This window comes from Kitasatospora sp. NPDC001132 (genome assembly GCF_053598415.1).
In genome coordinates this window covers 280,062-306,678 of sequence record NZ_JBSFKF010000005.1, presented here as the reverse complement: position 1 = coordinate 306,678, position 26,617 = coordinate 280,062, and the positions used below count along the sequence as shown (strand labels likewise).

Sequence of the window (26,617 nt, the reverse complement as noted above, 5' to 3'; positions counted from 1 at the left end):
GCGGGCGGTCAGACGCGGGCCAGCCGGTCGTAGAGGGCACCCAGGTCGGAGGCGACCCGGGCGATGTCGTAGTGGCCGATGGCCGGGGGGTGCGGCAGCGGGTCGGCGATGTGCCCGCTGAGCGGCCGCAGGTCGCGCAGCGCGGCGGCGTAGGCGGCCGGCTCGGAGGGGATGCGACGGGCCTGCGGGGCGGCGCTGGGCGGAAGTTCGTCGAGTGCCGGACAGGCGCTGTGCCGCACCGGCAGCCCGGCCGCGAGGCCCTCCAGGACGCCGAGGCCGAAGGTCTCCGCGGTCGAGGGGGCGGCCAACACGTCCAGGGCGGCCAGCAGTTCGGGCACGTCGTCGCGCTCCCCGGCGAGCACCAGCCGGTCCCGCACGCCGGTCTCGTCGGCCCGGCGCTCCAGCGCGGCGCGCTCCGGGCCCTCGCCGACCAGCACCAGCCGGGTGGCCGGGTCGAGCTCGGCGAGCGCCTCGACCAGCACCTCGAAGCGCTTGCCCGGCACCAGCCGGCCCACCCCGCCGACCACCCAACTCCCGTGCGGCAGCCCGAGCTCGGCCCGCAGCCGGCGGCGGACGGCAGCCCGTTCGGCGGGTGGGAGGCGGTAGCGGGAGGCGTCGATGCCGTTCGGGATCAGCTCGATCCGGGCCGGCGGGACGCCCCAGGAGCACAGCGTCTGGGCGACCTGTCGGGAGACGGCGACGGTGGTGCTGCCGAGCCGTTCGGCCGCCAGGTAGAGGCTCTTGACGCCCCGGGTGACCGGGCGGCCCTCGATCACCCCGGCGTGCAGCGAGTGCTCGGTGGAGACCACCGCGCGCACCCCGGCCAGCCGGGCGGCCAGCCGGCCGTACAGCTGCGCCCGGTAGAGGTGCGTGTGCACCAGGTCGTAACGGCCGGCCCGGACCAGCCGGACCAGTCGGGGCAGCGCGCGCAGGTCCCGGTTGCCGCGCATGCCGAGGTGGTGGACGGTGACGCCGTCGGCGCGCAGCGCGGCGGCGACCGTGCCGGGCTCGGTCAGGGCGAGCACCTCGCACTGCTGGTGCGCCGGCAGGTGCCGCAGCAGCAGCTGGAGTTGGCGCTCGGCACCGCCGGCGGCCAGTCCGGTGACGATGTGCAGCACCCTCATGGCCGCGGCTCCCTGCGGGCGCGGCGCAGCTCGGTGACGGCGTCGCGCAGCCGCTGCCGTCCCCTCTTGGCGCGCAGCCGCCAGGCGCCGTCGCGGGCGCCGACGTAGCAGCGGGGCAGGGCGAAGCGGCCGGTGAGCGGGGAGTGCCCGATGGCGCAGGCGTAGTCGTACCCGGCGTCGCGCACGGCCAGGGCGGCGGGCAGGTCGACGGCACCGTACGGGTAGCAGAAGCCGGTGACCGGTCCGCCGACGGCCTCCTCCAGCAGGCGCCGGCTCCCCCGGGCCTGGACGGCGAGGGCCTCGGCGGGCAGGCCGGGCAGCGCCTGGTGGCCCAGGCCGTGCGAGCCGATCTCCCAGCCGGCGGCGGCGAGTTCGGTGACCTCCTGGACGGTGAGCAGCTGTTTGCGCGGGCCCTCGGTGTCCCAGTCGTTGTCCCGGCCGAGCAGGTCGGCGACCACGTACGCGGTGGCGGTGAAGCCGTACGCCCGGAGGATCGGCACCGCGTACCGGGCGAAGTCGGCGTAGCCGTCGTCGAAGGTCAGGCCGACCAGTCCGTCGTCCCGGCCGAGGGCCCGGGCCCGCATCAGCTCGCGGACACTGACGCCGCGCAGGTCGCGCCGGTGCAGCCAGGCGATCTGTTCGGCGAACCGCTCGGGGCTGACGGTGAGCCGGTAGGGGTCCTCCTTCTCGACCGCCACCGAGTGGTACATCAGGATCCACGGCGAGGCGGAGCCGGGGACCGGTGGTTCACCGAGCGGGGGGCGGCTCCTGGGCAGTGGTGCCCGGTGCGGCGGGGCGCTGCTGACGCCCGCCCGGGCCGAACGGACGGCTCCCCGTTCATCGTCCATGGGGACGCTTCCCTTCTTCGGCGACGGTTGGCGGGGTCCGCCCGGGCCCCAGGGCCCGGGCGGCGGCGAGGACCGGGCCGCGCACCTCGCGGGCGCCGAGCCCGGTGCCGAGGGCGGCGAAGGCCAGCGCCACGGTGAGGCCTCCGAGGAGGGTCGAGAGCAGCGGGTCGGCGGCCAGGGCGGCGGCGGCGGTGCCGAGCACGGTGGCCCCGGCGGCGGCGGCCACCAGCCGGCCGTGTCCGCCGAGCACCCGGTGCAGCCGCAGCGGGATGCCGCGCAGCACCAGGCCGTGCAGCAGCAGCGCGGCGGTGGTGGTGATGCCGGCCGCGTTGCCGGCGGCCAGCCCCAGGGCACCGAAGCGGGGCGTGGCGAGCAGGCCGGTGGTGACGGTGACGCCGAGGCCGAGCAGCATGGCGGCGACCGGGTACCAGTCCAGGAGCCGGCTGCGCCCGTCCTCGGTGCCCGGGTCGTCGGCCCGGCGGACCACCGGGCACAGCGAGAAGTACGGGCGGATCATCACACCGATCAGTGCCTGGGCGGGCAGGCCGAAGCTGTAGACCCGGATGACGTCCGCGGTGGCGGCCGTGTCGTGCGGGCCGAAGGCGCCGCGTTCGAACAGCAGCGAGACCACCGAGGGGGCGCAGGCCATCAGGAAGGCGGTGCCGAGCAGGACGACGGCCGCCGCTTGGCCGAGGTCCTTCTCCACCCGGTCGCGGGCGGCGGTGAGGTCCCCGGCGGCGAGGGCCCGGGCGACCAGCGGGAAGGTGACGGTGCAGATCAGGATGCCCGCCGTCATGGCGAGCTGGGAGACCTTGGCGGCGTAGTTGAGGTGCGAGATGGTGCCGGGCGGCAGGGCCGAGCCGAGGTAGCGCTCGACGAAGACCTGGGACTGGCGGGTGAGGGTGAAGGCGGCCACCGGCAGCAGGGCGAGCGGCATCAGCACCAGGGTGCGGCGCGAGCGGCGGCCGCGGCCGGTGCCGGGCGGGCCCTGGCGCAGTCGGCTCAGGAACGGGCCGACCAGCAGGCCGGCCATCAGCAGGCTGCCGGCCGCGACGCCGAGGGCGGCGGAGCGCACCCCGAGGTGGGAGTGGAGGCAGAGCAGGACGGCGAGGATGCCGAGGTTGTGGGCGACGTAGATGCCGGCCGGGGCGGTGAAGCGGTGGTGGGCGCGCAGCGCGGCGGCCAGGTAGCCGGCCACCCCGAAGGGCAGCACGGTGATCGCGGTGATCCGGGTGCAGGTGACGGCCAGGCCGGGGTCGGTGAGGCCGGGGGCGAGCAGTGCGACCAGTTCCGGGGCGCCGAGCGCGGCGGACAGGGCGAGGCCGCCGAGCGCGAGCAGCAGCCAGGGCAGGGAGGCGCGGACGAGTTGGCGGACCGGGTCGGGGGCGTCCGGGTCCTCCTCGCGCAGCACCAGGGCGAGGGCGAAGGCGGGCACCATGAGGAAGGACATGGCGTCCTCGATCAGCAGCGGTGCGGCGGTCTCGGGGACGGTCCAGGCGACCAGGAAGGCGTCGGTTCCCTGGTTGGCGCCGAAGTAGCGGGCCAGCAGGAGGTCGCGCAGCAGGCCGAGGCCGGAGCCGGCGGCGCTGAGGACGGCGGTGATGCCGAAGGCCTTGGCGAGGAAGCCGCGCCGGGGGCCCGGGTGGGGCTCGGCGGCGGGGTCCTCGCCGGTGGCGCCGCGGGGGGCCGGGAGGGCGGCGGGGGCGACGGCGGCGGCCGGTTGGTCGGTGGTCACCGGGCCGCTCCGGCGGCGGGGCGGTCGGTGGCGGGGAGCCCTGGGCGGTGGGTGGCCGCGTGGGCGGCGAGGCCGAGGACGACGGAGGTCAGCACGGTGGTGGTGCCGCCGATGTCGGCGTACAGGAAGTCGACCAGGACCCAGGTGAGCAGGGCGAGTGCGGCGAGCCCGGGGCCGTGGCGGTGGCGCAGGCAGCCGAGCAGCAGGGCGAGGAAGAGCGCGGCGTAGGCGGTGATGCCGATCAGGCCCTGCTCGCTGAGCACCAGGAAGTACATGTTGTGCGGGGAGAGCAGCGGTTCGCGCTGGAAGCCGATGGTGGCGTCGGCGGCGTCGCTGCCGGAGGACAGCCGCAACGGGGCGTGGCTGTCGCGCAGTTGCTGGAAGGCCTTGGGCCCGGCGCCGTGCACGGGGTGGTCCTGCCAGATCAGTCCGGCGGTGGACCACAGGTCGTACCGGTCGGAGACGGACTGGTCGGGGGCGGCCGAGACCGAGCCGATCGAGCTGAGCCGCTGGGTGACGCCGGAGCCGCCGAGGCCGAGGCCGCCGACCAGGATGACGACGGCGGCCAGGCCGACGACGGCGCCGCGCACCAGTAGCCGGGCGTCGGCGCGCAGCAGCAGCACGGTGGCGGCGAGGCCGGTGGCGATCCAGCTGCCGCGGCTGAAGGAGACGGCCAGCGGGAAGACGAGGAAGGCGGCGGCGGCGAACATCGCGCGGCGCAGGCGGGGGTTGCCGTCGGGGCACGGCGCCGGGCTGCCGTCCACCGCCCGGCGGGCGGGGGTGCGCCGCCCGGCCCCTCGTCCGCGCTCGGCGAGGGCCAGTGCGAGGGCGGCGAGCAGGCCGTAGCTGACCACGCTGGACATCGCCATGACGTCGAGTGCGCCGAAGGTGCCGACGGCCCGGATCGGCTGGCCGGTGTAGGAGGCGCCGGTGTGGGTGAGGTACTGCTTGGCGCCGACCGCGCCCTGGATCAGCGCGGCGAGCACGAAGGAGCCGAGGACCAGGCGCTGGTCGGTGCGGTCGCGCAGTGAGCAGAGGACGGCGACGGGGACCAGGACGAACACCTGGGTGAGCCGGACGAAGCCGGTGACGCCGGCGGCCGGGTCGATCGAACCGATGGTGGCGACGGCGGCGGCCACGACGATCCCGCCGAACAGCGCGCAGGTGGTGCGGCTGATCGCGGGCAGCCGTCCGCGCAGCAGCTCGAGCGCGGTGAGGGCGACCAGGGCCAGCGAGGCGAGGTCGGCGGCGGTGATGTGGACGGCGGCGGCGACGTCCTTCTGCCCGGTGGGCACGCAGACCAGCAGGACGGTGGCCGCGGCCAGCGGGCTGGTGCGCTCCGTGAGTACGGGCAGGGCCCTCCGTAAGACGGGGTGGGGGAAGGCGGGGAGGGTCAGGGCCACGCGGGGTCAGCTCCCGTCCGGGTGGAGCATCAGGGCCGCGGTGCGGCACAGGATCTTGACGTCCTGCCAGAGGCTCCAGCTCTCGATGTAGCGGTTGTCGAAGCGGGCCCGGTCCTCGATGGAGGTGTCCCCGCGCAGGCCGTTGACCTGGGCCAGGCCGGTGAGGCCGACCGGGACCCGGTGGCGGTCGGCGTACTCGGGGTAGGCCTGGCCGAACCTCATGACGAAGTACGGCCGTTCGGGGCGCGGGCCGACCAGGCTCATGTCTCCGCGCAGGACGTTCCACAGCTGGGGCAGCTCGTCCAGCGAGCTCTTGCGCAGCAGCCGGCCGACGGCGCCCATCCGGTGGTCCTGGGCGATGTTCCAGCGGGTGGCGGACTCGTGCTCGTTGCTCGGGCGCAGGGTGCGGAACTTGAGGAGGGTGAAGGCCCGGCCGTCGAGGCCGGTGCGCTGCTGGCGGAAGAGCACGCCGGGGCCGGTGTCGAAGCGGACGGCGAGGGCGCAGAGCGCCAGGACGGGGGCGAGCAGCAGCAGGCCGACCGCGGCGGCGGTGAGGTCCAGGGTGCGCTTGGCGATCCAGCCGGGGCGGCGGCGCGCGGGGCGGCCGACCCGCAGGCAGGGGAAGCCCCACAGGTGGTCGCCGCCGGTGACCGGGGTGACGGGCAGCGAGCCGTACTCGCGCAGGGCGGGCACCAGCCAGGCCTGGCACCCGAGCCGCGTGGCCTCGCGCAGGGCGGCGGCGGTCTCGGCCTCGTCGGCGCCGCCGGCGGTGGCGATCACGTGCTGGACGCCGTGCCGGCGCACCTCGCGCTCCAGCGCCTCGCGGCCGCCGAGCACGGGCAGGTCGGTGTCGCCGGGCAGCAGCGGCGGGTCGGCGTCGAGGAAGCCGACCGGGCGCATCCCGTACTCGCCGTGCTCGCGCAGGACGGCGGCGACCCGGTGGCCGAGCCGGCCGGCGCCGAGCACCAGGACGGGGCTGGGGCGACTGCGGCGGATCCGCCGGGCCAGGTGGTAGAGGACGGCGCGGCCGGCGGCGGCGATCAGCAGCTGGGCGCCGAGCAGGAGGGTGAGCCGGGCCGGGCCGCAGTCGGGCCAGCGGCCGCCGAGGCAGCCGGACAGGGTGACGGCGAGCGCGGTGGCGACCACGGCCCGGGCGGCCAGTGCTGGCAGTTCGTCCAGGACGGAGAGGGTGAGGCGGGAGCGGTAGAGGCCGCCGGTGAGGTTGAGCAGGAGCAGCAGGGGCAGGACGGCGGGGACGCCGAGCAGCGGGTCGAGCGGGCCGGCCGGGTCGATGACGCGGCTGGCGATGCCGCCGGCGGAGCAGAGCGCGAGGATGTCGGCCTGGACCAGGGCGAGCGACAGGGCCGGCCGGGATCGGACCGTGCCACGGGACCGGCGCGGCGAGGGGACCGACCGGGGATGTGCTGCTCCCGCCGGACGGTCGAGCAGCCCGGTGCCGGGCCGACGGGGGCCGGACAGGGGTCCGGCGTATCGCGGCACACTGTCGTGGTCAATGGTCATCAGCGCACGATCTCCCCTGCTGTGTGCCCGGGGTGACGGTCCCCCGGCACCGGCTGGCGCGGGGCGGCCGTCCCGGCCCGGTGGGCGCGGTCCTGACAGCGCCTGCTGCCGCTGACGGCTTTCGGACGTCCGGTGGCGGGGCCGATCGCCGAGGGACCAATCACGAGGGAATCGGTCACGCGGGGCTCTGCCGTGAATTCCCGGCATGAAATCTGAACGAAGCAGGCAAAATCCGACAATACAGAACCAGGCCGTACCGGACGGAAGTTGACTTGCCGTTTCATTCCAGCCGCCCAGTAATAGGTATTTCGGATTTGACTCCTCGCCTCGATATCCGGTCGAGGGTGCGAATACGACAACGCCGGAAACGGCGGGCATTCACGGCATGTGAAACGATCAGATCCGCTCTGGGACACGGGCCCGACGCCACCCCGACGCCGGACCCGCACCCAGCAGGTGGCGGTAGAGGACGTCCACCTGTTCGACCACGGTGCGCACGTCGTGCCGGCCGGCCACGTGGTCGCGCAGCCGCGCACCGCGCCGCTCGCACTCGATCGGATCCGACAGCGCGTCCCCCATTCGGGTGGCGAGGGCCCGCACGTCCTCGGACGGGACCACCGCGTGCGCGAGCTCGGACGGCGGCAGGCACTCCCGGGCCCCGGACACGTCGGTCAGCAGCACCGGACGGCCGGCCGCCATCGCCTCCAGCGGGGCCAGCGCCATCCCCTCCCAGCGCGAGGGCAGCACCACCAGGTCGGCCGCCGCCAGCCACGGGCGGGGGTCCGGCACGTCCCCGACCAGCCGGACCCGGGCCGGCTCGGCGGTCCGCCTGACCAACTCCGCGACCCGCTGCTCCTCCGGCCCGCCGCCGACCAGTGCCAGCCGGGCCCGCGGCACCCGGCGCAGCACCTCCGGCCAGGCGGCCAGGAGCACGTCCTGGCCCTTCTGCCGGCACAGCCGCCCCACGCACACCGCCAGCGGGGCGTCCAGGTCCAGGCCGAGCGCGATCCGGGCGGCGCGGCGGTCGGCGGGCACGAAGTGGCGCACGTCGACACCGTTGGGCACCACCGCCCAGTCGGCGTGCACCCCGGCCGCCACGCCGTCGGCCCGCTCCTGGACGCTGACGCACAGCAGCCGGTGCGACCAGCGGGCCGCGAAGCGCTCCCAGCGCAGGGTGGCGGCGGCGAGCGCGCCGTCGACAGCGGCGAAGGACCAGGCGTGCGGCTGGAAGACGGTCGGCACCGTGCCGCGCACCGCGAGCCGCCCGGCCAGTCCGGCCTTGGCGCTGTGCAGGTGGACCACGTCGGGCGCGGCCGCCCGGACGATCCGGCGCAGCCGCCAGGCCTCGGCGGCGGTGCCCGGGCCGGGCGAGCGCCGGGCGGGCCAGTCCTGGACCAGCGCGCCCACCGCGCCGGCCTCCTCGGCCAGCCGGCCGCCGCGCGGACAGGCGACCATGACCCGATGCCCGGCCTCCCGCTGACCCCGGACCAGATCGGCGACGACGCGGGCGACCCCGCCGTCCACCGGTTGCGAAATGTGAAGGATCGTCATATGCACGGCGGCGAGCCTAGGGTGGCTCCCCGGCGCCGGGCGGCCGTCGTCACCCGCAGGTGGTGGTTCGGCCACCCGTACGGCTTTCGGCTCGTACGGGAGACCGAGCCGCTCGAATTCCCGGGCGATTCGAGCGGTTCGATGGATCTACGCGCGCGAATCGCGCGGTTGGCGATTCCGCGGCCCCGGCGGGCCGTGGAGGCTTCAGCGGACCTCGGCGGCGAGGTTGGCGAGCACCTGGTCGTGGATCCGGTTCAGGCCCTTCGGCGCGAAGGTGCGCTCGAAGAAGCCGCCGATGCCGGTCGCGCCCTGCCAGGTGGCGGTCACGGTGACCTTGGAGCGGCCCTCGCCGACGGCCGAGACGGTCCAGGTGATCACCATGCTGGAGTTGGCGTCCTTCTCCACCAGCTGGTCCGGCGAGGGCGCGGAGACGGTGAACAGGCAGTCGCGCACCCGCTTCTCGGTGGCCTGGAGCTTCCAGTGCACCTGGGTGCCGGCACCGGTGCCGCCGACCCGCACCTCGTACTCGCTGTACTGCGCGGGCAGCAGCTTCGGGCGGGTCACCTGGTAGTCGGCCAAGGCCTCGTACACCCGCTCGGGGGCCGCGTCGTAGACCCGCTCGGTGGTGGCCTGCACCTGTCCCATGACCTTGCTCTCCTCGTGTTGCGGGAACCGCTCTGTCCGGCAAGCCAATCACAGGCTCACGCCCGCGACGCGGCGGGATAGGGTGGCCGGTGTGCTCGATCTGGTGACTGCTGTGCGCTACGTCGACCCGCTACGGGCCGGTGGCTCCGTCCCCGGCGTGGTGGAGACCGACGACCTGGGAACGTACGTGGTGAAGTTCACCGGGGCCGCACAGGGCCGCAAGGCGCTGATCGCCGAGGTGATCGTCGGCGAGCTGGCGCGGCGGCTGGGCCTGCGGGTGCCGGAGCTGCGGCTGGTGGACTTCGATCCGGCCGTCGCCGCGGACGAGCCGGACACCGAGATCCAGGACATGCTCAAGGCCAGCGCCGGCCTCAACCTCGGGATGGACCTGCTGCCCGGCGCGCGGGACTTCCGGCCGGGGATGATCGCGGTGGACTCCGCCGAGGCCGGCCGGGTGGTCTGGCTGGACGCGCTGACCGGCAACGTCGACCGCACCGTCCACAACCCCAACCTGGTGGTCTGGCACGGACGGCTCTGGCTGATCGACAACGGCGCCGCGCTGATCTTCCACCACCGCTGGGCCGGGGCCGAGGCGGCGGTCGGCAAGCGGTACGACCTCAGCGCGCACGCGCTGGGCGGCTCGGCCCCGGACGTCCGGCTGGCCGACGAGGAGCTCGGGCCGCTGGTCACCGTGCCGCTGCTGGAGGAGGTCGTGGCGCTGGTCCCGGACGAGTGGCTGGCCGGCGAGCCCGGCTTCGACTCGGTGGACGCCGTCCGGCACGCCTACGTCACCCATCTGGCCGCCCGGGTGGTGCTCTCCGGGCAGTGGCTGCCGGAGGGCTTCGCCACGCCCGAGCAACTGCTCGAGGCGGAGCGGCGGCGGGCGGCCCGGACCAGGGCGGGGCGGCCGGCCTGGCTGCAGGAGGTGCCGGACCTGCACGGCAAGCCGTCGGTGGAGACGGTCTGGGAGCACCACTTCGACGAGGGGTAGCTGGGCGCGGCGCGGTTGGCGCGGCGCGGTTGGCGCGGCGCGGCCGGCGCGGCGCGGCCGGCGCGGGAACGCGACCGGGGAGCGGGACCGTGTGGTCCCGCTCCCCGGCTCTACTGTTCGGAGGTGTCCGCGATCAGCGTGTCAGCGCGTCAGCGCCACCACTGGACCGCCTTCTCGGCGTTGATCAGGCCCGCGCCGTAGAAGCCGTTGTCGTCCGCGCCGCCCTCGCAGGTGGCCTTCCAGGTGCCGGCGCCGCCCGGGTTGAACTCGCCGGTCGGGCACGGGACGGACTCGGCGTGGGTGGTCAGCAGCTCGGTCAGCTCGTCCGGGCTGGCCCACGGGAAGGTGCTGGCGAGCAGCGCGACCACGCCGGCGACGTGCGGGGTGGCCATCGAGGTGCCCTGCATGTAGCCGTACTTGCCACCGGGGATGGTGGACAGGATGCGGCCGTCCTTGTCCGGGGTGTTCGGGAGCTGGAAGCGGCGGTCGCCACCCGGCGCGGTGACGGAGACGACGCCCTTGCCGTAGCTGGAGTAGTACGACTTGACGCCGTCGGAGCCCACCGCGGAGACGGCGATGACGCCGGGCAACTCGGTCGGCAGCGACAGGCAGTCGTTGGTGACCGGGCGGGAGCCGGGGGTGGTGTCGTCCGGGCTGGCCACGTCGACGGTCTTGTGCGCCAGGTCGATGTTCTCGTTGCCCGCGGCGGCGACATTGAGGACGCCCTTGCGCTGCGAGAAGGCGACGGCCTTGCGGACGGCCTCGGAGATCGCGGCCTGGTCCTTGTCCGTCTTGCAGTTGAACATCCACGGGTCGACGAAGTAGCTGTTGTTCGTCACCTTGAAGCCGTGCTCGCCGGCCCAGACGAAGCCGCAGACCGCGTTCTCCGGGTAGATGAACCCGCCGTCGTCGACGACCTTGACGGCGGCCAGCTTCACGTTCGGCGCGACGCCGACGACGCCCTTGCCGTTCTTGGCGGCGGCGATGGTGCCGGCCACGTGGGTGCCGTGGTCGCTGGTGGTCGGCTGCCAGGCCTTCCAGTCGGTGTTGGTCTTGCCGTCGATGCAGGAGACCGACTGCGAGGCGTCCACGTTGGCGGCCAGGTCCTCGTGGGTGGCGTCGATGCCGGAGTCCAGCACGCCGACGGTGACGTTGCGGCTGCCCAGCGAGATCTTGTGGGCCTTGTCGGCACCGATCTGACGCATGTCCCACTGGTAGGCGTCGTAGGGCTCCTGGCCCGGGGCGGCCGCGGCGGCCGGCTCGGCGGCGACGTCGGCCTTGCCCTGGTCGGCGGCCTGGATGCCCTTGGTGCGGCTGGCGCCGACCGAGTCGACGCCCTTGGCCAGGCGCAGCTTCTCGGCGAACTTGGTGTCGTTCGAGCGGGCGACGACGACGCCGACCTGCTCGTACGACTGGACCACGGTGCCGCCGAGACCGGTGATGGCCTTCTCGACCTTCTGCACCTGGCCGTGGTTGGCCTTGGTGTTGACGACGTAGCTCATCAGCGGACCGGTCGTCGAGTCGGCCGTGGGGGCCGCGACGGCGGTGCCGGCCGGCAGCGCGAGGGCGCCGGCGGTGGCGAGCACGACGCCCACCGCCGCGTGCCGGGTACGGCTGATCCGAGGAACACGCATGAGGGTTGGCCTCCCGAGTCGTCAGGCGGCAGCTGCGATGGGCAGGTGCGCTTGGGAATGACCGGGACGCTAATGAATATTTGGTTATAAGCGCAAGAGGTAGTCATCTAATCGTCACATCTTGACCAGGGACCGGGGTTAAGGGCACCGGCGATCAACACAGGCAACAGAGGTCAAGAGTGTTAAAAAGTGATGGTTCGCCGACGTGCCGCCACACCCTCCGCGACCTCGGCCACCAGCACGGATCGCACCCCTACAACGCGTACAACCGACGCGCGTTGCCGGACGCGACAGCCCGCGCCAGCCGCTCGGCGTCGGCCGCGGAGCAGGCGCCGTCGGCCCGCCACTCCCCGAGCACCGCGGCCAGTCCGTACCGGAACTGACAGGTGCCCACCAAATAGAGTTCGGGCAGCCCGTACGCGTCGGTGGAGAACAGCAATTTTCCGAACGGGGCCAGTTCCAGCATCTCGCCCAGCACCGCGGCCACCCGCGGCCCGGCGTACGAGGCCGTCAACCCGAGGTCGGTGTACACCGTCGGGAAGGCCTGGGCCAGCCAGGCGGCCTGCCGGTGGTACGGGTACCCGTGCAGCAGCACCAGCGGGACACCGCTGGGCTCGGCGGCCCGCACGAAGTCCGTCAGCAGGGACGGGTCGGCCCGGTGCAGGGTGAGGTCGGGATCGCCGAAGCCGGTGTGGAGTTGGAGCGGCAGGCCGAGCTCGGCACAGACGTCCACCGCCGTCCAGAGCAGGTGGTGCAGCAGCACCCGGTCCGTCAGCCGGCCTCCCCCGCCGCGCAGGTGGGCGCCGGCCGCGGCCACCACGGCCGCGGTGGCGGGGCGTTCGGCGGGGGCGGCCAGGCCGTGCCGATACGCGAGCACCGACTTGACCGCGACGGCCCCGGCGGCGGCCGACGCGAGCGCCCCCGCGACGGCCCGCGGCCAGTCCTCGGCACCGGCCGCCACCGTCTCGGCGACCGACTCCAGCCGGACCACCTCGCGCACCGACGCCCCGGTGGCCGCAGCGAGTTCGGGCAGCGGCAGCAACGCGTGGCCCGCCGCGGTGGCCAGCCCGGTGTCCACCAGGCAGGCGTCCAGGCCGGCCGCCGCGAGCAGCCGCCCGGTGGCCTCGGCCGCACCCAATTCCCGCCGCCGGGCCAGGTAGTCGGCGGCCGGGGCGTGCGCCGGCAGGCCGAGGGCGGGCGGACACCAGCGTCGCACCGCGAGGCCCAGCGCGCTGTCGAAGGGCGAACAGCCGGGCGCGGGAGGGCGGTCCGACTCGGTGAGCAGCCCGGCCAGGGCGTCGTCGGTGAGCTCGGCCGCCACCACGCTGTGGCAGTGGTGGTCGACCAGCGCGGGCCGCTCCGGCCGGGGCACCCCTCAGTACCGCCAGCGGGTGGCCGCGACCAGTTCCTCCTGCGTGGCGGCCGCGTACTGCTCCCGCTCCGCCCGGCGCACCGCCAGCACCGCCTGGTAGAGCGGCTCGCCGAGCGCCTCGCGCAGCACCGCGGAGTGCTCGTAGGCGGCGATCGCCTCGGCCGGGCTCGTCGGGAGCCTCGGCACCATGCCGGGCTCGGCGGCCGCCGGATCCCCGGTGAACTCCGGTGGCAGCGCGCGGCGCTGGTCCAGCCCGGCGAGGCCGGCCACGATCACCCCGCCGACCGCCAGGTACGGGTTGGCGCTCGCGTCGAAGCACTTGACCTCGGCGTTCGCGGCGGCGGACCGCTCTCCGGCGGAGCCCGTCACCAGGCGCAGCGCGGCCTCCCGGTTCTCCAGGCCCCAGCACTGGTAGGCGCCGGCCCAGTGCGAGGGCACCAGCCGCAGGTACCCGGCGGGGCTGGAGCAGCCCAGCACCAGCAGTTCGGGCAGCGCGTCGAGCACCCCGGCGAGGAAGCCCTCGGCCTCGGCGGTCAGGCCGTGCGGGCCGGGGCCGCCGTGGCCGAGGTTGTGCCCGTCGCGCCAGATGCTGAGGTGCAGGTGCCCGCCGTTGCCGACGCCGCCGGTCTCGACCACCGGGGCGAAGGAGGCCCGCAGCCCGTGCCTGGCGGAGACGGCCCGGACGGTGTGCCGGACCAGGACGGAGGTGTCGGCGGCGGCGACCGGGTCCTCGGGGGCGACCGAGACCTCGAACTGGCCCGGGGAGTACTCGGGGTGGATCTGGAGGACGCTCAGCCCCTGCCGGCCGAGGGCGCGCAGCACGTCGCGCAGGTAGTCGGAGAGGTCGGTGAGGCGGTGCATCCCGTACGCCGGGCCGTGCGTCGGGTACTGCGGGTCCTCCTGCGGGGTGCCGGCCAGGGCGACCGTCCACTCCACCTCGATCCCCGCCTTGAGGCTCAGGCCGCGCGCGGCCGCCACGGCCCTGGCCCGGCGGGCGAACAGCCGCTGGCAACCGGGGTGCGGGGTGCCGGCCTGGGTGTACCTGTCCCCCGGGGCCCAGGCCCAGCCGGGCTGGGCGGCCAGCGGGACGATCCGGTCGAGGTCCGGGTAGAGCCTGAGGTCCCCGGTGGGGCCGCCGATGATCGGACTGGTGGTGATCGTGTCGTCGGCGAGGAACACGTCGAAGCAGGGGGCGGTGCCGACGCCCCACTGCGCGGCGTGCACCAGGCCGCCGAGGGGCACGGCCTTGACCCGGGTGATGCCGGCGTTGTCCACCCAGGTGACGGCCACCGCCTCGACGGCGTCGGTGCGCAGCCGGTCGGCGGCCGCCTCGGCGTGCTCCGCCCGCTCGTCGCGCGGCGGCAGCGCGACGGCCGCCGCGGCGGCGGCAGCGAGCCGTTCGGCCGTGGCGGGCGGCTCGGCGGGGCCGGGCGCGGTGGGGCCGGCGGCGGCGGTTCGGGCGGTCATGTCCTCATGCTGCCCCGCCGACCGGGGTCCGGTAACTCCCCTATCGGGTGGTCCCGTTGGCAGCCGTGTTCACCCGTTCACCCGTTCGGGGCGAGCCTGGCGGCCGGTTCCCCCACGGCTCCGGCGGGTTTGGCGACTCCGACGGGTTTTCCGCCCACGCCCCCTTCCTACTCGCGAGTAGCTTCGCTACAGTGGCCGGACACGCACCACCGCCGGGCTTCGGGAGCCGCACCGGCGGCAGGTTGTGGTCGCCGCTTCTCCGGCGCCCGCGCGGTGCGCTTTCACCGGCCGGTGCCGCGGACCGCGGCAGGCCGGGTTCTCCTCGTATTCAGAGCCGCTTCCTTCACCTTCGAGCGCCTGAGCACCACGGCACATCCGCAGTTCGGCCGGAGCGGACCGGCCGCTGCCCCGATGCGCCGCCCCCCGTCATCTCCCCAGCCCCGCGCGTGGACCCTCCTCCGGCGGCGGCCGCCCCGGCGTACCGGCCCGGCGGCGTGCCCGTCGGAGCACGCGCGCGCCCTTCATGACTAGGAGTCAGGACAGATGGAGCGTCCCTTCCCCACTGTCGCCGTCGTCGGCCTCGGCACGATGGGTGCCGGCGTCGCGGTGGCGGTCGCCAAGAGCGGCCGCCGGGTGATCGGCATCGAGGCCACCGAGGATTCGGCCGCCCGGGCGCTGGCCCGGATCGAGGAGGCCACCGCGCACGCGGTGGCCCGGGAGCGGCTGACCGCCGAGGAGCGCGCCGGGCTGCTGGCCCGGATCTCGGTCGGCCACGAGCTGGCGGCCGCCGCCGGGGCGGACCTGGTGATCGAGGAGGTACCCGAGCAACTGGAGCTGAAGCGGGAGGTCTTCGCCGAGCTGGACCGGATCTGCCCCGAGGACACGGTGCTGGCCACCGGCACCACCGCGCTGTCGGTGACCAGGATCGCCGCGGCGACCGCCCGTCCCGAGCGGGTGCTCGGCCTGCACTTCTTCAACCCGGTGCACGGGATGAAGCTGGTCGAGGTGGTCCGTACGGTGCTGACCTCCCCGCGGACCGCCGAGGACGCCGCCGAGTTCGCCCGCGACCTCGGCAAGGAGCCGGTGGCAGCCGGCGACCGGGCCGGCTTCGTGGTGAACGGCCTGCTGTTCGCCTACCTGAACCAGGCCGCCGCGATGTTCGAGTCCAAGTACGCCTCGCGGGAGGACATCGACGCCGCGATGCGGCTCGGCTGCGGCCTGCCGATGGGCCCGCTGGCGCTGCTCGACCTGATCGGCATCGACACCGCGCGCACCGTGCTGGAGGCGATGTACGAGCAGTCCAGGGACCGTCTGCACGCGCCCGCCCCGATCCTCGGCCAGCTGGTCGCGGCCGGGCTGCTGGGTCGCAAGACAGGCCGCGGCTTCTACACCTACGAGGCGCCGGGCTCCTCCCGGGCGGTGGACGCGGCGACCGGGCCGGCCAGGCCCGGGGTGCCGGGGCGGCAGGTGCGCACCGTCGGCGTCTGCGGCTCGGGGACGATGGCCACCGGGATCGCCGAGGTGTTCGCCAAGGCCGGGCACCCGGTGCTGCTGGCGGCGCGCAGCCAGGAGAAGGCCGAGGCGGCCAAGGCGCAGCTGGCGAAGTCGCTGGAGCGTTCGGTGGCCAAGGGCCGGCTGTCCGCCGAGGCGCGGGACGCCGCGCTGGCGCTGGTCACCCCGGTCGGGCAGTACGCGGAGCTGGCCGAGGTGGACCTGGTGGTCGAGGCGGTCGCCGAGGACCTGGCGGTCAAGCGGGAGCTGTTCGCCACCCTGGACAAGATCGTCAGGCCGGGCGCGGTGCTCGCCACCACCACCTCCTCGCTGCCGGTGATCAGCTGCGCGACCGCCACCTCGCGGCCGCAGGACGTGATCGGCATGCACTTCTTCAACCCGGCCCCGGCGATGAAGCTGGTCGAGGTGGTCTCCACCGTGCTGACCGCGCCGGACGTCACCGCGACCGTGCTGGAGCTGACCGCCGGGGTCCGCAAGCACCCGGTGGAGTGCGGCGACCGGGCCGGCTTCATCGTCAACGCGCTGCTCTTCCCCTACCTGAACGACGCGGTGCGGATGCTCCAGGAGCACTACGCGACGGTGGACGACATCGACACCGCGATGAAGCTCGGCTGCGGCTACCCGATGGGCCCGTTCGAGCTGCTGGACGTGGTGGGCCTGGACGTCTCGCTGACCATCGAGCGGGTGCTGCACCAGGAGTTCCGCGAACCCGGCCTGGCCGCCGCGCCCCTGCTGGAGCACCTGGTCGCGGCGGGCTGCCTGGGCCGCAAGACCGGCCGCGGCTTCCGCGACCACGCGCGCCGGTGACCACGCCGCAGGCCGGGGGCGGCCCGTACGAGACGCCGTACGGGGCCCCGCCGGCCGGACCGCTCGCCGCGCAGCCGTACGGGGCGCAGCCGCACGGATCCGCGGCCGCCACGCCCTCCGCGGCGTCCGCGCGCCCCGGTTGGAGCCCCGGGACGGTGTCCTCGCGCTGGCCCCGCCCGGCCGTGACCGGCCCGGTCGCACCGGTGCGACGGGGAAGGGCCGCGGCCGCGCCGTCCGGGCCGTGTAGCGTTCCGGACATGGATCGGGTTCAGTCAACCTCCCCGCAGCACCCCACCGGGCCGCATGGCGGCACCGACCGGACCGCTCCCTCGACCGGGGGCACCGGACCGGAGGGCGGGCCGGGCAGCCGCCGGGCGGCGGCGCAGCGCCAGCAGATGCGCCAGGACCTGGCCACGGCGGCGATGGAGCTGTTCGCCTCGCAGGGCTACGAGGAGACCACGGTCGACCAGATCGCGGCCGCCGCCGGGGTGGCCCGGCGCACCTTCTTCCGGTACTTCCGGTCCAAGGAGGAGGCGATCTTCCCGGACCACGACGACACCCTGGTCCGGGTCGCCGACCTGCTGGCCAGCGCGGAGCCGGAGGAGCACCCGCTGGACGTGGTCTGCCGCGGCATCAAGGAGGTGCTGCGGATGTACGCCTCCACCCCGGGGGTGTCGGTGGCGCGGTACCAGCTGATCCGTCAGGTTCCGGCGCTGCGCGAGCGGGAGATCGCCGTGGTGGCCCGCTACGAGCGGCTGTTCACCCGCTACCTGCTGGGGCGCTTCGACACCGGTGAGTCCATCCCGACCGGCTGGCAGCGGGGCGGCGAGGACGACTCGATGCTGGCCGAGGTCTCGGCGGCGGCAGTGGTCGCGGCGCACAACCACGTGCTGCGGCGCTGGCTGCGGGCCGGCGGCCGGGGCGACGTGGAGGCGCAGCTGGACCACTCCTTCGAGGTGATCCGGCGGACCTTCTGGGCCTCCAGCGCACCGGGTGCCAGACGCCGGGGCTCGCTGGTGGCACCGGGTGCCAATGGGACCCCCGGGGACACCGGGGCACAGAGCGCACTGAGTGCCAGCCCCGGGGGTGAGGTACTCATCACAGTCGCCCGGACGGACGCTCCACTGGACGTCGTGGTGGACAGCATCCGGGCCGCACTGAGTGGCGCCCAGGAGTCGTAGACGCAGTATTCACGCAGGTCAGAGCTCTACATCGGGCCCGCGCCGACCGATCGGCGCGGGCCCTTCGCATGCCCGCTCAACGCGCGTCACGCAGCCCCGAAGGCCGCCCGAATTCGTGACACCCGGTGTCTTTACGAGTGGCACAGGGTGCCACTACCTTGTTACTCACCGGTCGCGGCGCCGCGGCTCCCCACCTCGGCGCGCCGTCGTCCGGCGTTCCCACACCCCGGGAGCAGAGCCAGCACGGCCCGGTCCACCCGGGCGCCCAGCCTGACCCGCCCACCACCCACCTCAGCGAAGCCGGTGTCCGCTCCCGGCTCCCCCAGACGCCCTGTGCCCCTCACACAGGTACGCCTTCGGAGGCAGCCATGCAGGAAATCCTCGACGCGATCCTCAGCACCGACAGCACGTCGGCGGACTTCGCGGCGATCAAGCTCCCCGAGTCCTACCGAGCGGTGACGCTCCACAAGGACGAGGAGCAGATGTTCGCGGGCCTCGAAAGCCGCGACAAGGACCCCCGCAAGTCCCTTCACCTCGACGAGGTGGCCCTGCCCGAGCTGGGCCCCGGCGAGGCGCTGGTCGCCGTCATGGCCAGCGCGGTGAACTACAACACCGTCTGGAGCTCGATCTTCGAACCGGTCTCCACCTTCGGCTTCCTGGAGCGCTACGGCCGGCTGTCGCCGCTGACGAAGCGCCACGACCTGCCGTACCACGTCGTCGGCTCCGACCTCGCCGGCGTGGTGCTGCGCACCGGCGCCGGGGTCAACGCCTGGAAGCCGGGCGACGAGGTCGTCGCGCACTGCCTCTCGGTCGAGCTGGAGTCCGCGGACGGCCACAACGACACGATGATGGACCCGGAACAGCGCATCTGGGGCTTCGAGACCAACTTCGGCGGCCTGGCCCAGCTGGCCCTGGTGAAGACCAACCAGCTGCTGCCCAAGCCCAGGCACCTCACCTGGGAGGAGGCCGCCTCCCCGGGCCTGGTCAACTCCACCGCCTACCGCCAGCTGGTCTCGCGCAACGGCGCCGGCATGAAGCAGGGCGACAACGTGCTGATCTGGGGCGCCAGCGGCGGCCTCGGCTCGTACGCCACCCAGTACGCGCTGGCCGGCGGCGCCACCCCGATCTGCGTGGTCTCCAGCGACCAGAAGGCCGAGATCTGCCGCGCCATGGGCGCCGAGGCGATCATCGACCGCTCCGCCGAGGGCTACCGGTTCTGGAAGGACGAGAACACCCAGGACCCGCGCGAGTGGAAGCGCCTGGGCTCGAAGATCCGCGAGTTCACCGGCGGCGAGGACGTGGACATCGTCTTCGAGCACCCGGGCCGGGAGACCTTCGGCGCCTCGGTGTACGTCACCCGCAAGGGTGGCACCATCGTCACCTGCGCCTCCACCTCCGGCTACATGCACCAGTACGACAACCGGTACCTGTGGATGTCGCTCAAGCGGATCGTCGGCTCGCACTTCGCCAACTACCGCGAGGCTTTCGAGGCCAACCGCCTGATCGCCAAGGGCAGGATCCACCCGACCCTCTCCAAGGTCTATTCCCTGGAGGAGACCGGCCAGGCCGCCCTGGACGTGCACCACAACAAGCACCAGGGCAAGGTCGGCGTGCTCTGCCTGTCCCCCGAGGAGGGCCTGGGCGTGACCGACCACGAGCTGCGGGAGAAGCACCTGCCCGCCATCAACCGCTTCAGGAACGTCTGATGACCGAGCCCCAGAAGCGCGACCGCCCCTGGCTGATGCGCACGTACGCCGGCCACTCCACCGCGAGCGACTCCAACGCCCTCTACCGGCGGAACCTGGCGAAGGGCCAGACCGGCCTGTCCGTCGCCTTCGACCTGCCGACCCAGACCGGCTACGACTCCGACCACGTCCTCGCCCGCGGCGAGGTCGGCCGGGTCGGCGTCCCGGTGGGCCACGTCGGCGACATGCGCACCCTGTTCGACGGCATCCCGCTCGAACGGACCAACACGTCCATGACGATCAACGCCACCGCGATGTGGCTGCTGGCGCTCTACCAGGTGGTCGCCGAGGAGCAGGGCGCGGACATCGCCACGCTCACCGGCACCACCCAGAACGACATCGTCAAGGAGTACCTGTCGCGCGGGACGCACGTCTTCCCGCCCGGCCCGTCGGTGCGGCTGATCACCGACATGATCGCCTACACGGTCGGCAACATCCCCAAGTGGAACCCGATCAACATCTGCAGCTACCACCTGCAGGAGGCCGGCGCCACGCCCGTCCAGGAGATCGCCTACGCGATGTGCACCGCCATCTCGGTGCTCGACGCGGTGCGCGACTCCGGCCAGGTGCCGGCCGAGCGGATGGGCGAGGTGGTCGCCCGGATCTCCTTCTTCGTGAACGCCGGGGTGCGCTTCGTCGAGGAGATGTGCAAGATGCGCGCCTTCGCCCGGCTGTGGGAGAAGGTCACCCTGGAACGCTACGGCGTCACCGACCCCAAGCAGCGCCGCTTCCGCTACGGCGTCCAGGTCAACTCGCTCGGTCTGACCGAGGCCCAGCCGGAGAACAACGTCCAGCGGATCGTCCTGGAGATGCTGGCCGTCACCCTCTCCAAGGACGCCCGCGCCCGGGCCGTCCAGCTGCCCGCCTGGAACGAGGCGCTCGGCCTGCCCAGGCCCTGGGACCAGCAGTGGTCGCTGCGCATCCAGCAGGTGCTGGCGTACGAGTCGGACCTCCTGGAGTACGGCGACATCTTCAACGGCTCCGAGGTGGTCGAGGCCAAGACCGAGGAGCTGCTGGCCGGCGCCGAGGCCGAGATCGCCAAGGTACTGGAGATGGGCGGGGTGATTCCCGCCGTCGAGTCCGGCTACCTGAAGTCCAACCTGGTCGCCTCGCACGCCGCCCGCCGGGCCCGGATCGAGTCCGGCGAGGACAAGATCGTCGGGGTGAACTGCTTCGACACCACCGAGCCGAGCCCGCTCACCGCCGACCTCGACAGCGCGATCATGGTGGTCGACCCGGCCTCCGAGCAGTCCGTGCTCGCCGCCCTGGAGGCCTGGCGCGCCGAGCGCGACGAGGCCGCCGTCCAGGAGTCGCTGGCCGAGCTCAAGACCGTCGCCGCCACCGAGGCCAACCTGATGCCGGCCACGCTCGCCTGCGCCCGGGCCGGCGTCACCACCGGCGAGTGGGCCTTCGCCCTGCGCGAGGTGTTCGGCGAGTACCGCGCGCCCACCGGCGTCGGCGGCGCCCCCGTCGCGGTGGCCGCCGAGCCGGGCGGCGAGCTGGAGCAGGTCCGCGCCGCGGTCGCCGCGACCGCCGCGGAACTGGGCGCCGGCAAGCTGCGCCTGCTGGTCGGCAAGCCCGGCCTGGACGGGCACTCCAACGGCGCCGAGCAGATCGCCGTCCGGGCCCGCGACGCCGGGTTCGAGGTGGTCTACCAGGGCATCCGGCTGACCCCGGAGCAGATCGTCTCCGCCGCCGTCGCGGAGGACGTGCACTGCGTGGGCCTGTCCATCCTCTCCGGCGCGCACAGCGAGCTGGTGCCCGACGTGCTGACGCGGCTGCGCCGCGCCGGGGTGGAGGATGTCCCGGTGATCGTGGGTGGCATCATCCCGGCAGCGGACGGCGAGGCCCTCAAGGCCGCCGGCGTCGCCGCCGTGTTCACCCCGAAGGACTTCGGCATCACGACCATCATCGGCCGGATCGTGGACGAGATCCGGCTGGCCAACAAGCTCCAGCCGTGGACGCCCGCACCGACCGCGGCCACGAACTGACCAGCTGACCAGCTGACCACTGGGAAGGAACCCTCGATTCTTATGACTGCAGTCAACCGCCTGCGCCCGCGCCGCTCCTGCCTCGCGGTGCCCGGCAGCAACCCGCGCTTCCTGGAGAAGGCCCAGGGCCTGCCGGCCGACCAGGTCTTCCTCGACCTGGAGGACGCCTGCGCCCCCCTGGTCAAGGAGAGCGCGCGCCACAACATCGTCGACGCACTCAACAACGGCGACTGGGGCGGCAAGACCCGCGTCGTGCGGGTGAACGACTGGACCACGCACTGGACCTACCGCGACGTGATCACCGTCGTCGAGGGTGCCGGCACCAACCTCGACTGCATCATGCTGCCCAAGGTGCAGGACGCCGAGCAGGTCAAGGCGCTCGACCTGCTGCTCACCCAGATCGAGAAGACCATGGGCTTCGAGGTCGGCCGCATCGGCATCGAGGCGCAGATCGAGAACGCCAAGGGCCTGATCAACGTCGACGCCATCGCCGAGGCCTCGCCCCGGCTGGAGACCATCATCTTCGGCCCCGCCGACTTCATGGCCTCCATCAACATGAAGTCGCTGGTCGTCGGCGAGCAGCCGCCCGGCTACGGTGCCGACGCCTACCACTACATCCTGATGCGCATCCTGATGGCCGCCCGCGCCAACGACCTCCAGGCGATCGACGGCCCGTACCTCCAGATCCGCAACCAGGAGGGTTACCGCGAGGTCGCCCGCCGCTCGGCCGCCCTCGGCTTCGACGGCAAGTGGGTGCTCCACCCGGACCAGGTCTCCGCCGCGAACGAGATCTACTCGCCCGCCCAGGAGGACTACGACCACGCCGAGCTGATCCTCGACGCGTACGACTACTGCACCTCCGAGGCGGGCGGCGCCAAGGGCTCCGCGATGCTCGGCGACGAGATGATCGACGAGGCCAGCCGCAAGATGGCGCTCGTCATCGCCGGCAAGGGCCGCGCCGCGGGCATGCAGCGCACCACCAAGTTCGAGATCCCGGAAAGCTGAGGGCCCACGCCATGCAGTTCGGACGCACCTACGAGGAGTTCGAGGTCGGCGCGGTCTACAAGCACTGGCCCGGCAAGACGGTCACCGAGTACGACGACCACCTCTTCTGCCTGCTCACCATGAACCACCACCCGCTCCACATGGACACCAACTATGCGGAGAAGACGACGGACTTCGGCAAGAACGTCGTGGTGGGCAACTACATCTACTCGCTGCTGCTCGGCATGTCCGTCCCGGACGTCTCAGGCAAGGCGATCGCCAACCTGGAGATCGAGTCGCTGCGCCACGTCGCGCCGACCTTCCACGGCGACACCATCTACGGCGAGACCACCGTGCTCGACAAGTGGCCGTCCAAGTCCAAGGACGACCGCGGCATCGTGTACGTCGAGACCAAGGGGTACAAGCAGGACGGCACGGTCGTCTGCATCTTCCGCCGCAAGGTGATGGTGCCGACCGAGACGTACGCCAAGGAGCGCGGCGGCGAGCAGCCCGGCCGTCCGACCCCGCTCGCCTGAGCCGCTCGCCCTTCCCAGGTCCACCTCTCCCCTTTGGTCCCCCTCTCCCCTTTATAGGGAGCCCTCCTTCCGGGGCGGGTCCCTCGAGAGACCCCGGACGGGCAGGCCGCCGTCATCGGCCGCGCCCCACCCGGTACGGGGGCCCTGCTGCCGCAGCCACGCCGGCAGGGCCCCCGCAATCCCCCCCCCGGGATTCCCCGACTTTCCGCAGACCCTCAGACCTTTCGGAGCCGCACGATGGGACGCCTCGCACAGACCGACGGCCTCACCGAGATCCAGCGGGACATCCTCGCCACCGTGCGGGATTTCGTCGACAAGGAGATCATTCCGGTCGCGACCGAGCTGGAGCACAAGGACGAGTACCCGACCGCCATCGTCGAGGGGATGAAGCAGCTCGGCCTGTTCGGCCTCACCATCCCCGAGGAGTACGGCGGCCTCGGCGAGTCGCTGCTCACCTACGCCCTGGTGGTCGAGGAGATCGCCCGCGGCTGGATGTCCGTCTCCGGCATCGTGAACACCCACTTCATCGTGGCACACATGATCAACGCCCACGGCACCCAGGAGCAGAAGGACTACTTCCTGCCGAAGATGGCGGCCGGCGAGATCCGGGGCGCCTTCTCGATGTCCGAGCCGGGCCTCGGCTCCGACGTTTCGGCCATCTCCACCAAGGGCGTCAAGGACGGGGACTTCTACGTCCTCAACGGCCAGAAGATGTGGCTCACCAACGGCGGCACCTCCACCCTCGTCGCGGTCCTCTGCAAGACCGACGAGGGCGGCAACACCCCGTACAAGAACATGACCACCTTCCTGATCGAGAAGGAGGCCGGTTTCGGGCCGAACCCCAAGGTTCCCGGCCTGACCGTGCCCGGCAAGATCGAGAAGATGGGCTACAAGGGCGTCGACACCACCGAGCTGGTCCTCCAGGACGTCCGCATCCCGGCCGACCGCATCCTCGGCGGCGTCCCGGGCCGCGGCTTCTACCAGATGATGGACGGCGTCGAGGTCGGCCGCGTCAACGTCGCCGCCCGCGGCTGCGGCGTCGCCCGCCGCGCCTTCGAGCTCGGCATCTCCTACGCCCAGCAGCGCTCCACCTTCGGCAAGAAGATCGCCGAGCACCAGGCGATCCAGTTCAAGCTCGCCGAGATGGCCACCAAGGTCGAGGCCGCCCACCAGATGATGGTCATGGCCGCCCGAAAGAAGGACAGCGGCGAGCGCAACGACCTCGAGGCCGGCATGGCCAAGTACCTCGCCTCCGAATACTGCAAGGAGGTCGTCGAGGACGCCTTCCGCATCCACGGCGGCTACGGCTTCTCCAAGGAGTACGAGATCGAGCGCCTCTACCGCGAGGCCCCGATGCTGCTCATCGGTGAAGGTACTGCGGAGATCCAGAAGATGATCGTCGGACGCCGGCTCCTCGAGGAGTACCGGATCGCCGACTGATCCCCGGGCCGCCCGCCCGACGGACCACGTCGCCGGGCGGTTCCTCGAGCCGCCGGTCGACGGGCGTGCGGGCCCGTCCCGGCGGAGCGCCGTGCCCCGTCACGGGCCCGGCCTGGTCCGCCTGGGTCCGGCACGGCCCTCCCGAAGCGGCCGCAGGGCGTACAGCTGCAACGACACGCCCTGCGGCCGCTTCCGCACACCCGCTTCCGGCCGCTACGGCCGTTTCGCCCGACGGGTTCCGTCGGCGTACCCGTTGAGACAAGAGTCACCAGCCCCGTCGGGTCCCTTGGGAACCGGACCGGGTCGAGCTACGGTCGTAGGGGTGGACGCGCATACGCGCCGCCACCGGACACATGAACGAGCAGGCGGGTTGCCCACCCACCGTGTGCTCCCGATAGCATCCACCGGGACAGCAAGCCGTCCCTCTATTACCGATCCCGCGGTGGCCCCCGTCCAGCGGCCATGATCCCCCGCGACAAAGGTCTTCGATGCCCATCAGCCCGTCCCCTCACACCTCCGTCACGGACCGCGATGCCCTCGCAGCCCCGACGGCCGGTCGGCGACCCCGCGTGACCATCGCGCGCGGAGCCACCCCCTGGTTCGTCCCCACCCTCGCCACGGCCGCCGTGACCACCGCCCTCACCCGGCGCAGCGGCAAGTGGGCCCTGGCGGCGGTACCCGCCTGCGCGCTCAGCGCGGGCATGCTGTGGTTCTTCCGCGACCCCGAGCGTGAGGTCGGCACGGGCAGAGTGATCTCCCCCGCCGACGGCGTGGTGCAGAGCATCGACGCCTGGCCGGACGGTCGCACCCGGGTCGCGATCTTCATGAGCCCGCTGAACGTCCACGTCAACCGCGCGCCCCTGCCGGGCACGGTGACGTCGGTCGAGCACGTCGCGGGCGGCTTCGTCCCCGCGTTCAACAAGGACAGCGACCAGAACGAGCGGGTCGTCTGGCACTTCGACACCGAGCTCGGCGACATCGAGATGGTCCAGATCGCGGGGGCCGTGGCCCGCCGCATCGTGCCGTACGTGGACGCCGGAACCAAGGTCGAGCAGGGCGACCGGATCGGCCTGATCCGGTTCGGGTCCCGGGTCGACACCTACCTGCCGGCCGGCGTCGAGGTCGGCGTCGAGGTCGGCCAGAAGACCACAGCCGGGGTGACGCGCCTTGACCGTGACTGATCCTGAAACAATCGTCGGCCTGGACGACGAGGAGACGGCCCTGCGGCGCCGCCGCTGGGCGCGCGACCGCGAGCTGCGCGCCCCGCGCTCTCCTCAGCACCTGTCCACCGCCGACTTCCTGACCCTGGGGAACGCCGTCTGCGGCTTCCTGGCGATCTACTCGATCACCACCGGGGTCCTGGTCCCCCACATCACCAACCCGGACGCCGCTCCGGACCGGCACAGCGCCGCCACCGCGGTGACGCTGCTGCTGATCGGCTCGATGTGCGACCTCTTCGACGGCCTGGTGGCGCGCAAGCTGCGCTCCTCCGCCCTCGGAGCGGAACTGGACAACCTGGCGGACCTGATCAGCTTCGGCATCGCGCCGGCCTACTTCGTCGCGGTCTGGGGCATGGTCTCCCAGGGGTCCAACACCAAGCTGTCGGCGCTCATCGCGATCACGGTGCTGCTCGCGGTGGTCCTGCGGCTGGCCCGCTTCTCGGCCGTCAAGATGCGGCCAGGGGTGTTCCAGGGCATGCCCTGCCCGATGGGCGCGATGACGGTGATCGCCATCGTGCTGCTCGACCCGCCGTTCCTGCCCGGTCTGCTCGCCATCTTCGGCGCCGCGTACCTGATGGTCAGCCGGATCGAGTACCCGAAGCCGCAGGGGCTGCTGGCCACCGCCACGCTCTGCTGGATCGTGGTCTCCATCGGCTGCCTGGCCGCCTGGGCCACCGGGCTGCCCGGTGGCGACAACCTGATGCACGTCGGGGCGTTCGCCCAGATCACGCTCGCCGCGATGGCGCCGCTGCTGGTCATCCGCCGCAAGGTGGGGCAGAAGGTCGGCGACGTCCGCGCTCGGCGGGCTGAGTCTCGGATCGGCTGATTCCCCGCAAAAGTCATAAGAGTCAGGGCCCGGAACCAACAGGTTCCGGGCCCTGACTCTTATGACTTTTCACGACACTCGACC

Annotated in this window: 20 protein-coding genes; 10 read left to right on the top strand and 10 right to left on the bottom strand. The window is 73.1% G+C overall.

All coding sequences use genetic code 11. The features are described 5' to 3' along the window. Positions 1-8: 8 nt before the first annotated feature. The 7 genes from ACWDBE_RS09870 to ACWDBE_RS09840 form a co-directional block, all read right to left on the bottom strand. Entirely contained in the window at positions 9-1,124 is a 1,116-nt protein-coding gene (locus ACWDBE_RS09870) for a glycosyltransferase (RefSeq protein WP_449807656.1), read from the bottom strand. Then, positions 1,121-1,972, bottom strand: coding sequence for a polysaccharide deacetylase family protein (locus ACWDBE_RS09865; protein ID WP_449791881.1), 852 nt, complete (start codon positions 1,970-1,972; stop codon positions 1,121-1,123). Before ACWDBE_RS09865 ends, ACWDBE_RS09870 begins: the two co-directional genes overlap by 4 nt. Then, positions 1,962-3,707, bottom strand: a complete 1,746-nt coding sequence (gene murJ / locus ACWDBE_RS09860) for a murein biosynthesis integral membrane protein MurJ (protein WP_449807655.1) — start codon at positions 3,705-3,707, stop codon at positions 1,962-1,964. The genes ACWDBE_RS09865 and murJ overlap by 11 nt, the downstream gene beginning before the upstream one ends. Then, positions 3,704-5,110, bottom strand: a complete 1,407-nt coding sequence (locus ACWDBE_RS09855) for an O-antigen ligase family protein (protein ID WP_449807654.1) — start codon at positions 5,108-5,110, stop codon at positions 3,704-3,706. The genes murJ and ACWDBE_RS09855 overlap by 4 nt, the downstream gene beginning before the upstream one ends. 6 nt (positions 5,111-5,116) lie before the next feature. Beyond that, positions 5,117-6,631 (bottom strand): exopolysaccharide biosynthesis polyprenyl glycosylphosphotransferase, encoded by a 1,515-nt coding sequence (locus ACWDBE_RS09850; protein ID WP_449791878.1) that lies wholly within the window; start codon positions 6,629-6,631, stop codon positions 5,117-5,119. Positions 6,632-7,027: 396 nt separating this feature from the next. Beyond that, positions 7,028-8,182, bottom strand: coding sequence for a glycosyltransferase (locus ACWDBE_RS09845; RefSeq protein WP_449791877.1), 1,155 nt, complete (start codon positions 8,180-8,182; stop codon positions 7,028-7,030). A gap of 204 nt (positions 8,183-8,386) precedes the next feature. Further along, entirely contained in the window at positions 8,387-8,827 is a 441-nt protein-coding gene (locus ACWDBE_RS09840; protein ID WP_449791876.1) for an SRPBCC family protein, read from the bottom strand. Between the two features lie 91 nt (positions 8,828-8,918). Between ACWDBE_RS09840 and ACWDBE_RS09835 the strand changes: the two genes are divergently transcribed. Then, positions 8,919-9,818 (top strand): HipA family kinase, encoded by a 900-nt coding sequence (locus ACWDBE_RS09835; RefSeq protein ID WP_449807653.1) that lies wholly within the window; start codon positions 8,919-8,921, stop codon positions 9,816-9,818. Positions 9,819-9,967: 149 nt separating this feature from the next. Here the strand turns inward: ACWDBE_RS09835 and ACWDBE_RS09830 are convergent, their stop codons facing one another. The 3 genes from ACWDBE_RS09830 to ACWDBE_RS09820 form a co-directional block, all read right to left on the bottom strand. Then, positions 9,968-11,452: a S8 family peptidase gene (locus ACWDBE_RS09830; RefSeq protein ID WP_449791874.1), complete on the bottom strand. Its 1,485-nt coding sequence runs from the start codon at positions 11,450-11,452 to the stop codon at positions 9,968-9,970. Between the two features lie 253 nt (positions 11,453-11,705). Further along, on the bottom strand, positions 11,706-12,824 hold the full coding sequence (locus ACWDBE_RS09825) for an amidohydrolase family protein (RefSeq protein ID WP_449791873.1): 1,119 nt from the start codon (positions 12,822-12,824) through the stop codon (positions 11,706-11,708). Between the two features lie 3 nt (positions 12,825-12,827). After that, the gene (locus ACWDBE_RS09820) at positions 12,828-14,291 is read right to left on the bottom strand and encodes a glutamine synthetase (protein WP_449807652.1); all 1,464 of its coding nucleotides are present in this window, start codon (positions 14,289-14,291) and stop codon (positions 12,828-12,830) included. A gap of 543 nt (positions 14,292-14,834) precedes the next feature. Between ACWDBE_RS09820 and ACWDBE_RS09815 the strand changes: the two genes are divergently transcribed. The 9 genes from ACWDBE_RS09815 to ACWDBE_RS09775 all read left to right on the top strand — a co-directional run bounded on the left by ACWDBE_RS09815 (position 14,835) and on the right by ACWDBE_RS09775 (position 26,533). Then, positions 14,835-16,610, top strand: coding sequence for a 3-hydroxyacyl-CoA dehydrogenase family protein (locus ACWDBE_RS09815; protein WP_449791871.1), 1,776 nt, complete (start codon positions 14,835-14,837; stop codon positions 16,608-16,610). A 257-nt stretch (positions 16,611-16,867) separates the two neighbouring features. After that, on the top strand, positions 16,868-17,791 hold the full coding sequence (locus tag ACWDBE_RS09810; RefSeq protein ID WP_449807651.1) for a TetR family transcriptional regulator: 924 nt from the start codon (positions 16,868-16,870) through the stop codon (positions 17,789-17,791). Positions 17,792-18,159: 368 nt separating this feature from the next. After that, a complete protein-coding gene (ccrA, locus tag ACWDBE_RS09805) occupies positions 18,160-19,497 on the top strand; it encodes a crotonyl-CoA carboxylase/reductase (protein WP_449791869.1) in 1,338 nt (445 codons plus the stop codon). After that, positions 19,497-21,527 carry a protein meaA gene (locus ACWDBE_RS09800; protein ID WP_449807650.1) on the top strand — a complete coding sequence of 677 codons (2,031 nt, stop codon included), beginning with the start codon at positions 19,497-19,499 and terminating at the stop codon, positions 21,525-21,527. Before ccrA ends, ACWDBE_RS09800 begins: the two co-directional genes overlap by 1 nt. Positions 21,528-21,569: 42 nt before the next feature. Next, positions 21,570-22,532 carry an HpcH/HpaI aldolase/citrate lyase family protein gene (locus ACWDBE_RS09795; RefSeq protein WP_392878332.1) on the top strand — a complete coding sequence of 321 codons (963 nt, stop codon included), beginning with the start codon at positions 21,570-21,572 and terminating at the stop codon, positions 22,530-22,532. 11 nt (positions 22,533-22,543) lie between these two features. After that, positions 22,544-23,047: a MaoC family dehydratase gene (locus ACWDBE_RS09790; RefSeq protein WP_449791867.1), complete on the top strand. Its 504-nt coding sequence runs from the start codon at positions 22,544-22,546 to the stop codon at positions 23,045-23,047. Positions 23,048-23,284: 237 nt separating this feature from the next. Beyond that, entirely contained in the window at positions 23,285-24,487 is a 1,203-nt protein-coding gene (locus ACWDBE_RS09785) for an acyl-CoA dehydrogenase family protein (protein WP_392913972.1), read from the top strand. A 488-nt stretch (positions 24,488-24,975) separates the two neighbouring features. After that, positions 24,976-25,668 carry a phosphatidylserine decarboxylase gene (locus tag ACWDBE_RS09780; protein ID WP_402405705.1) on the top strand — a complete coding sequence of 231 codons (693 nt, stop codon included), beginning with the start codon at positions 24,976-24,978 and terminating at the stop codon, positions 25,666-25,668. Continuing rightward, positions 25,655-26,533, top strand: coding sequence for a CDP-alcohol phosphatidyltransferase family protein (locus tag ACWDBE_RS09775; protein ID WP_392913973.1), 879 nt, complete (start codon positions 25,655-25,657; stop codon positions 26,531-26,533). Before ACWDBE_RS09780 ends, ACWDBE_RS09775 begins: the two co-directional genes overlap by 14 nt. Positions 26,534-26,617: the final 84 nt, after the last annotated feature.

Excerpts from the sequence above, each read along its gene's own strand:
- ACWDBE_RS09850 (WP_449791878.1), bottom strand. The coding sequence starts at position 6,631 with ATGACCATTGACCACGACAGTGTGCCGCGATACGCCGGACCCCTGTCC.
- ACWDBE_RS09780 (WP_402405705.1), top strand. The coding sequence starts at position 24,976 with ATGCCCATCAGCCCGTCCCCTCACACCTCCGTCACGGACCGCGATGCC.
- ccrA (WP_449791869.1), top strand. The coding sequence starts at position 18,160 with ATGCAGGAAATCCTCGACGCGATCCTCAGCACCGACAGCACGTCGGCG.
- ACWDBE_RS09810 (WP_449807651.1), top strand. The coding sequence starts at position 16,868 with ATGGATCGGGTTCAGTCAACCTCCCCGCAGCACCCCACCGGGCCGCAT.
- ACWDBE_RS09790 (WP_449791867.1), top strand. The coding sequence starts at position 22,544 with ATGCAGTTCGGACGCACCTACGAGGAGTTCGAGGTCGGCGCGGTCTAC.
- ACWDBE_RS09830 (WP_449791874.1), bottom strand. The coding sequence starts at position 11,452 with ATGCGTGTTCCTCGGATCAGCCGTACCCGGCACGCGGCGGTGGGCGTC.
- ACWDBE_RS09820 (WP_449807652.1), bottom strand. The coding sequence starts at position 14,291 with ATGACCGCCCGAACCGCCGCCGCCGGCCCCACCGCGCCCGGCCCCGCC.
- ACWDBE_RS09785 (WP_392913972.1), top strand. The coding sequence starts at position 23,285 with ATGGGACGCCTCGCACAGACCGACGGCCTCACCGAGATCCAGCGGGAC.
- ACWDBE_RS09795 (WP_392878332.1), top strand. The coding sequence starts at position 21,570 with ATGACTGCAGTCAACCGCCTGCGCCCGCGCCGCTCCTGCCTCGCGGTG.
- ACWDBE_RS09870 (WP_449807656.1), bottom strand. The coding sequence starts at position 1,124 with ATGAGGGTGCTGCACATCGTCACCGGACTGGCCGCCGGCGGTGCCGAG.
- ACWDBE_RS09815 (WP_449791871.1), top strand. The coding sequence starts at position 14,835 with ATGGAGCGTCCCTTCCCCACTGTCGCCGTCGTCGGCCTCGGCACGATG.
- ACWDBE_RS09800 (WP_449807650.1), top strand. The coding sequence starts at position 19,497 with ATGACCGAGCCCCAGAAGCGCGACCGCCCCTGGCTGATGCGCACGTAC.
- ACWDBE_RS09845 (WP_449791877.1), bottom strand. The coding sequence starts at position 8,182 with ATGACGATCCTTCACATTTCGCAACCGGTGGACGGCGGGGTCGCCCGC.
- ACWDBE_RS09865 (WP_449791881.1), bottom strand. The coding sequence starts at position 1,972 with ATGGACGATGAACGGGGAGCCGTCCGTTCGGCCCGGGCGGGCGTCAGC.
- ACWDBE_RS09840 (WP_449791876.1), bottom strand. The coding sequence starts at position 8,827 with ATGGGACAGGTGCAGGCCACCACCGAGCGGGTCTACGACGCGGCCCCC.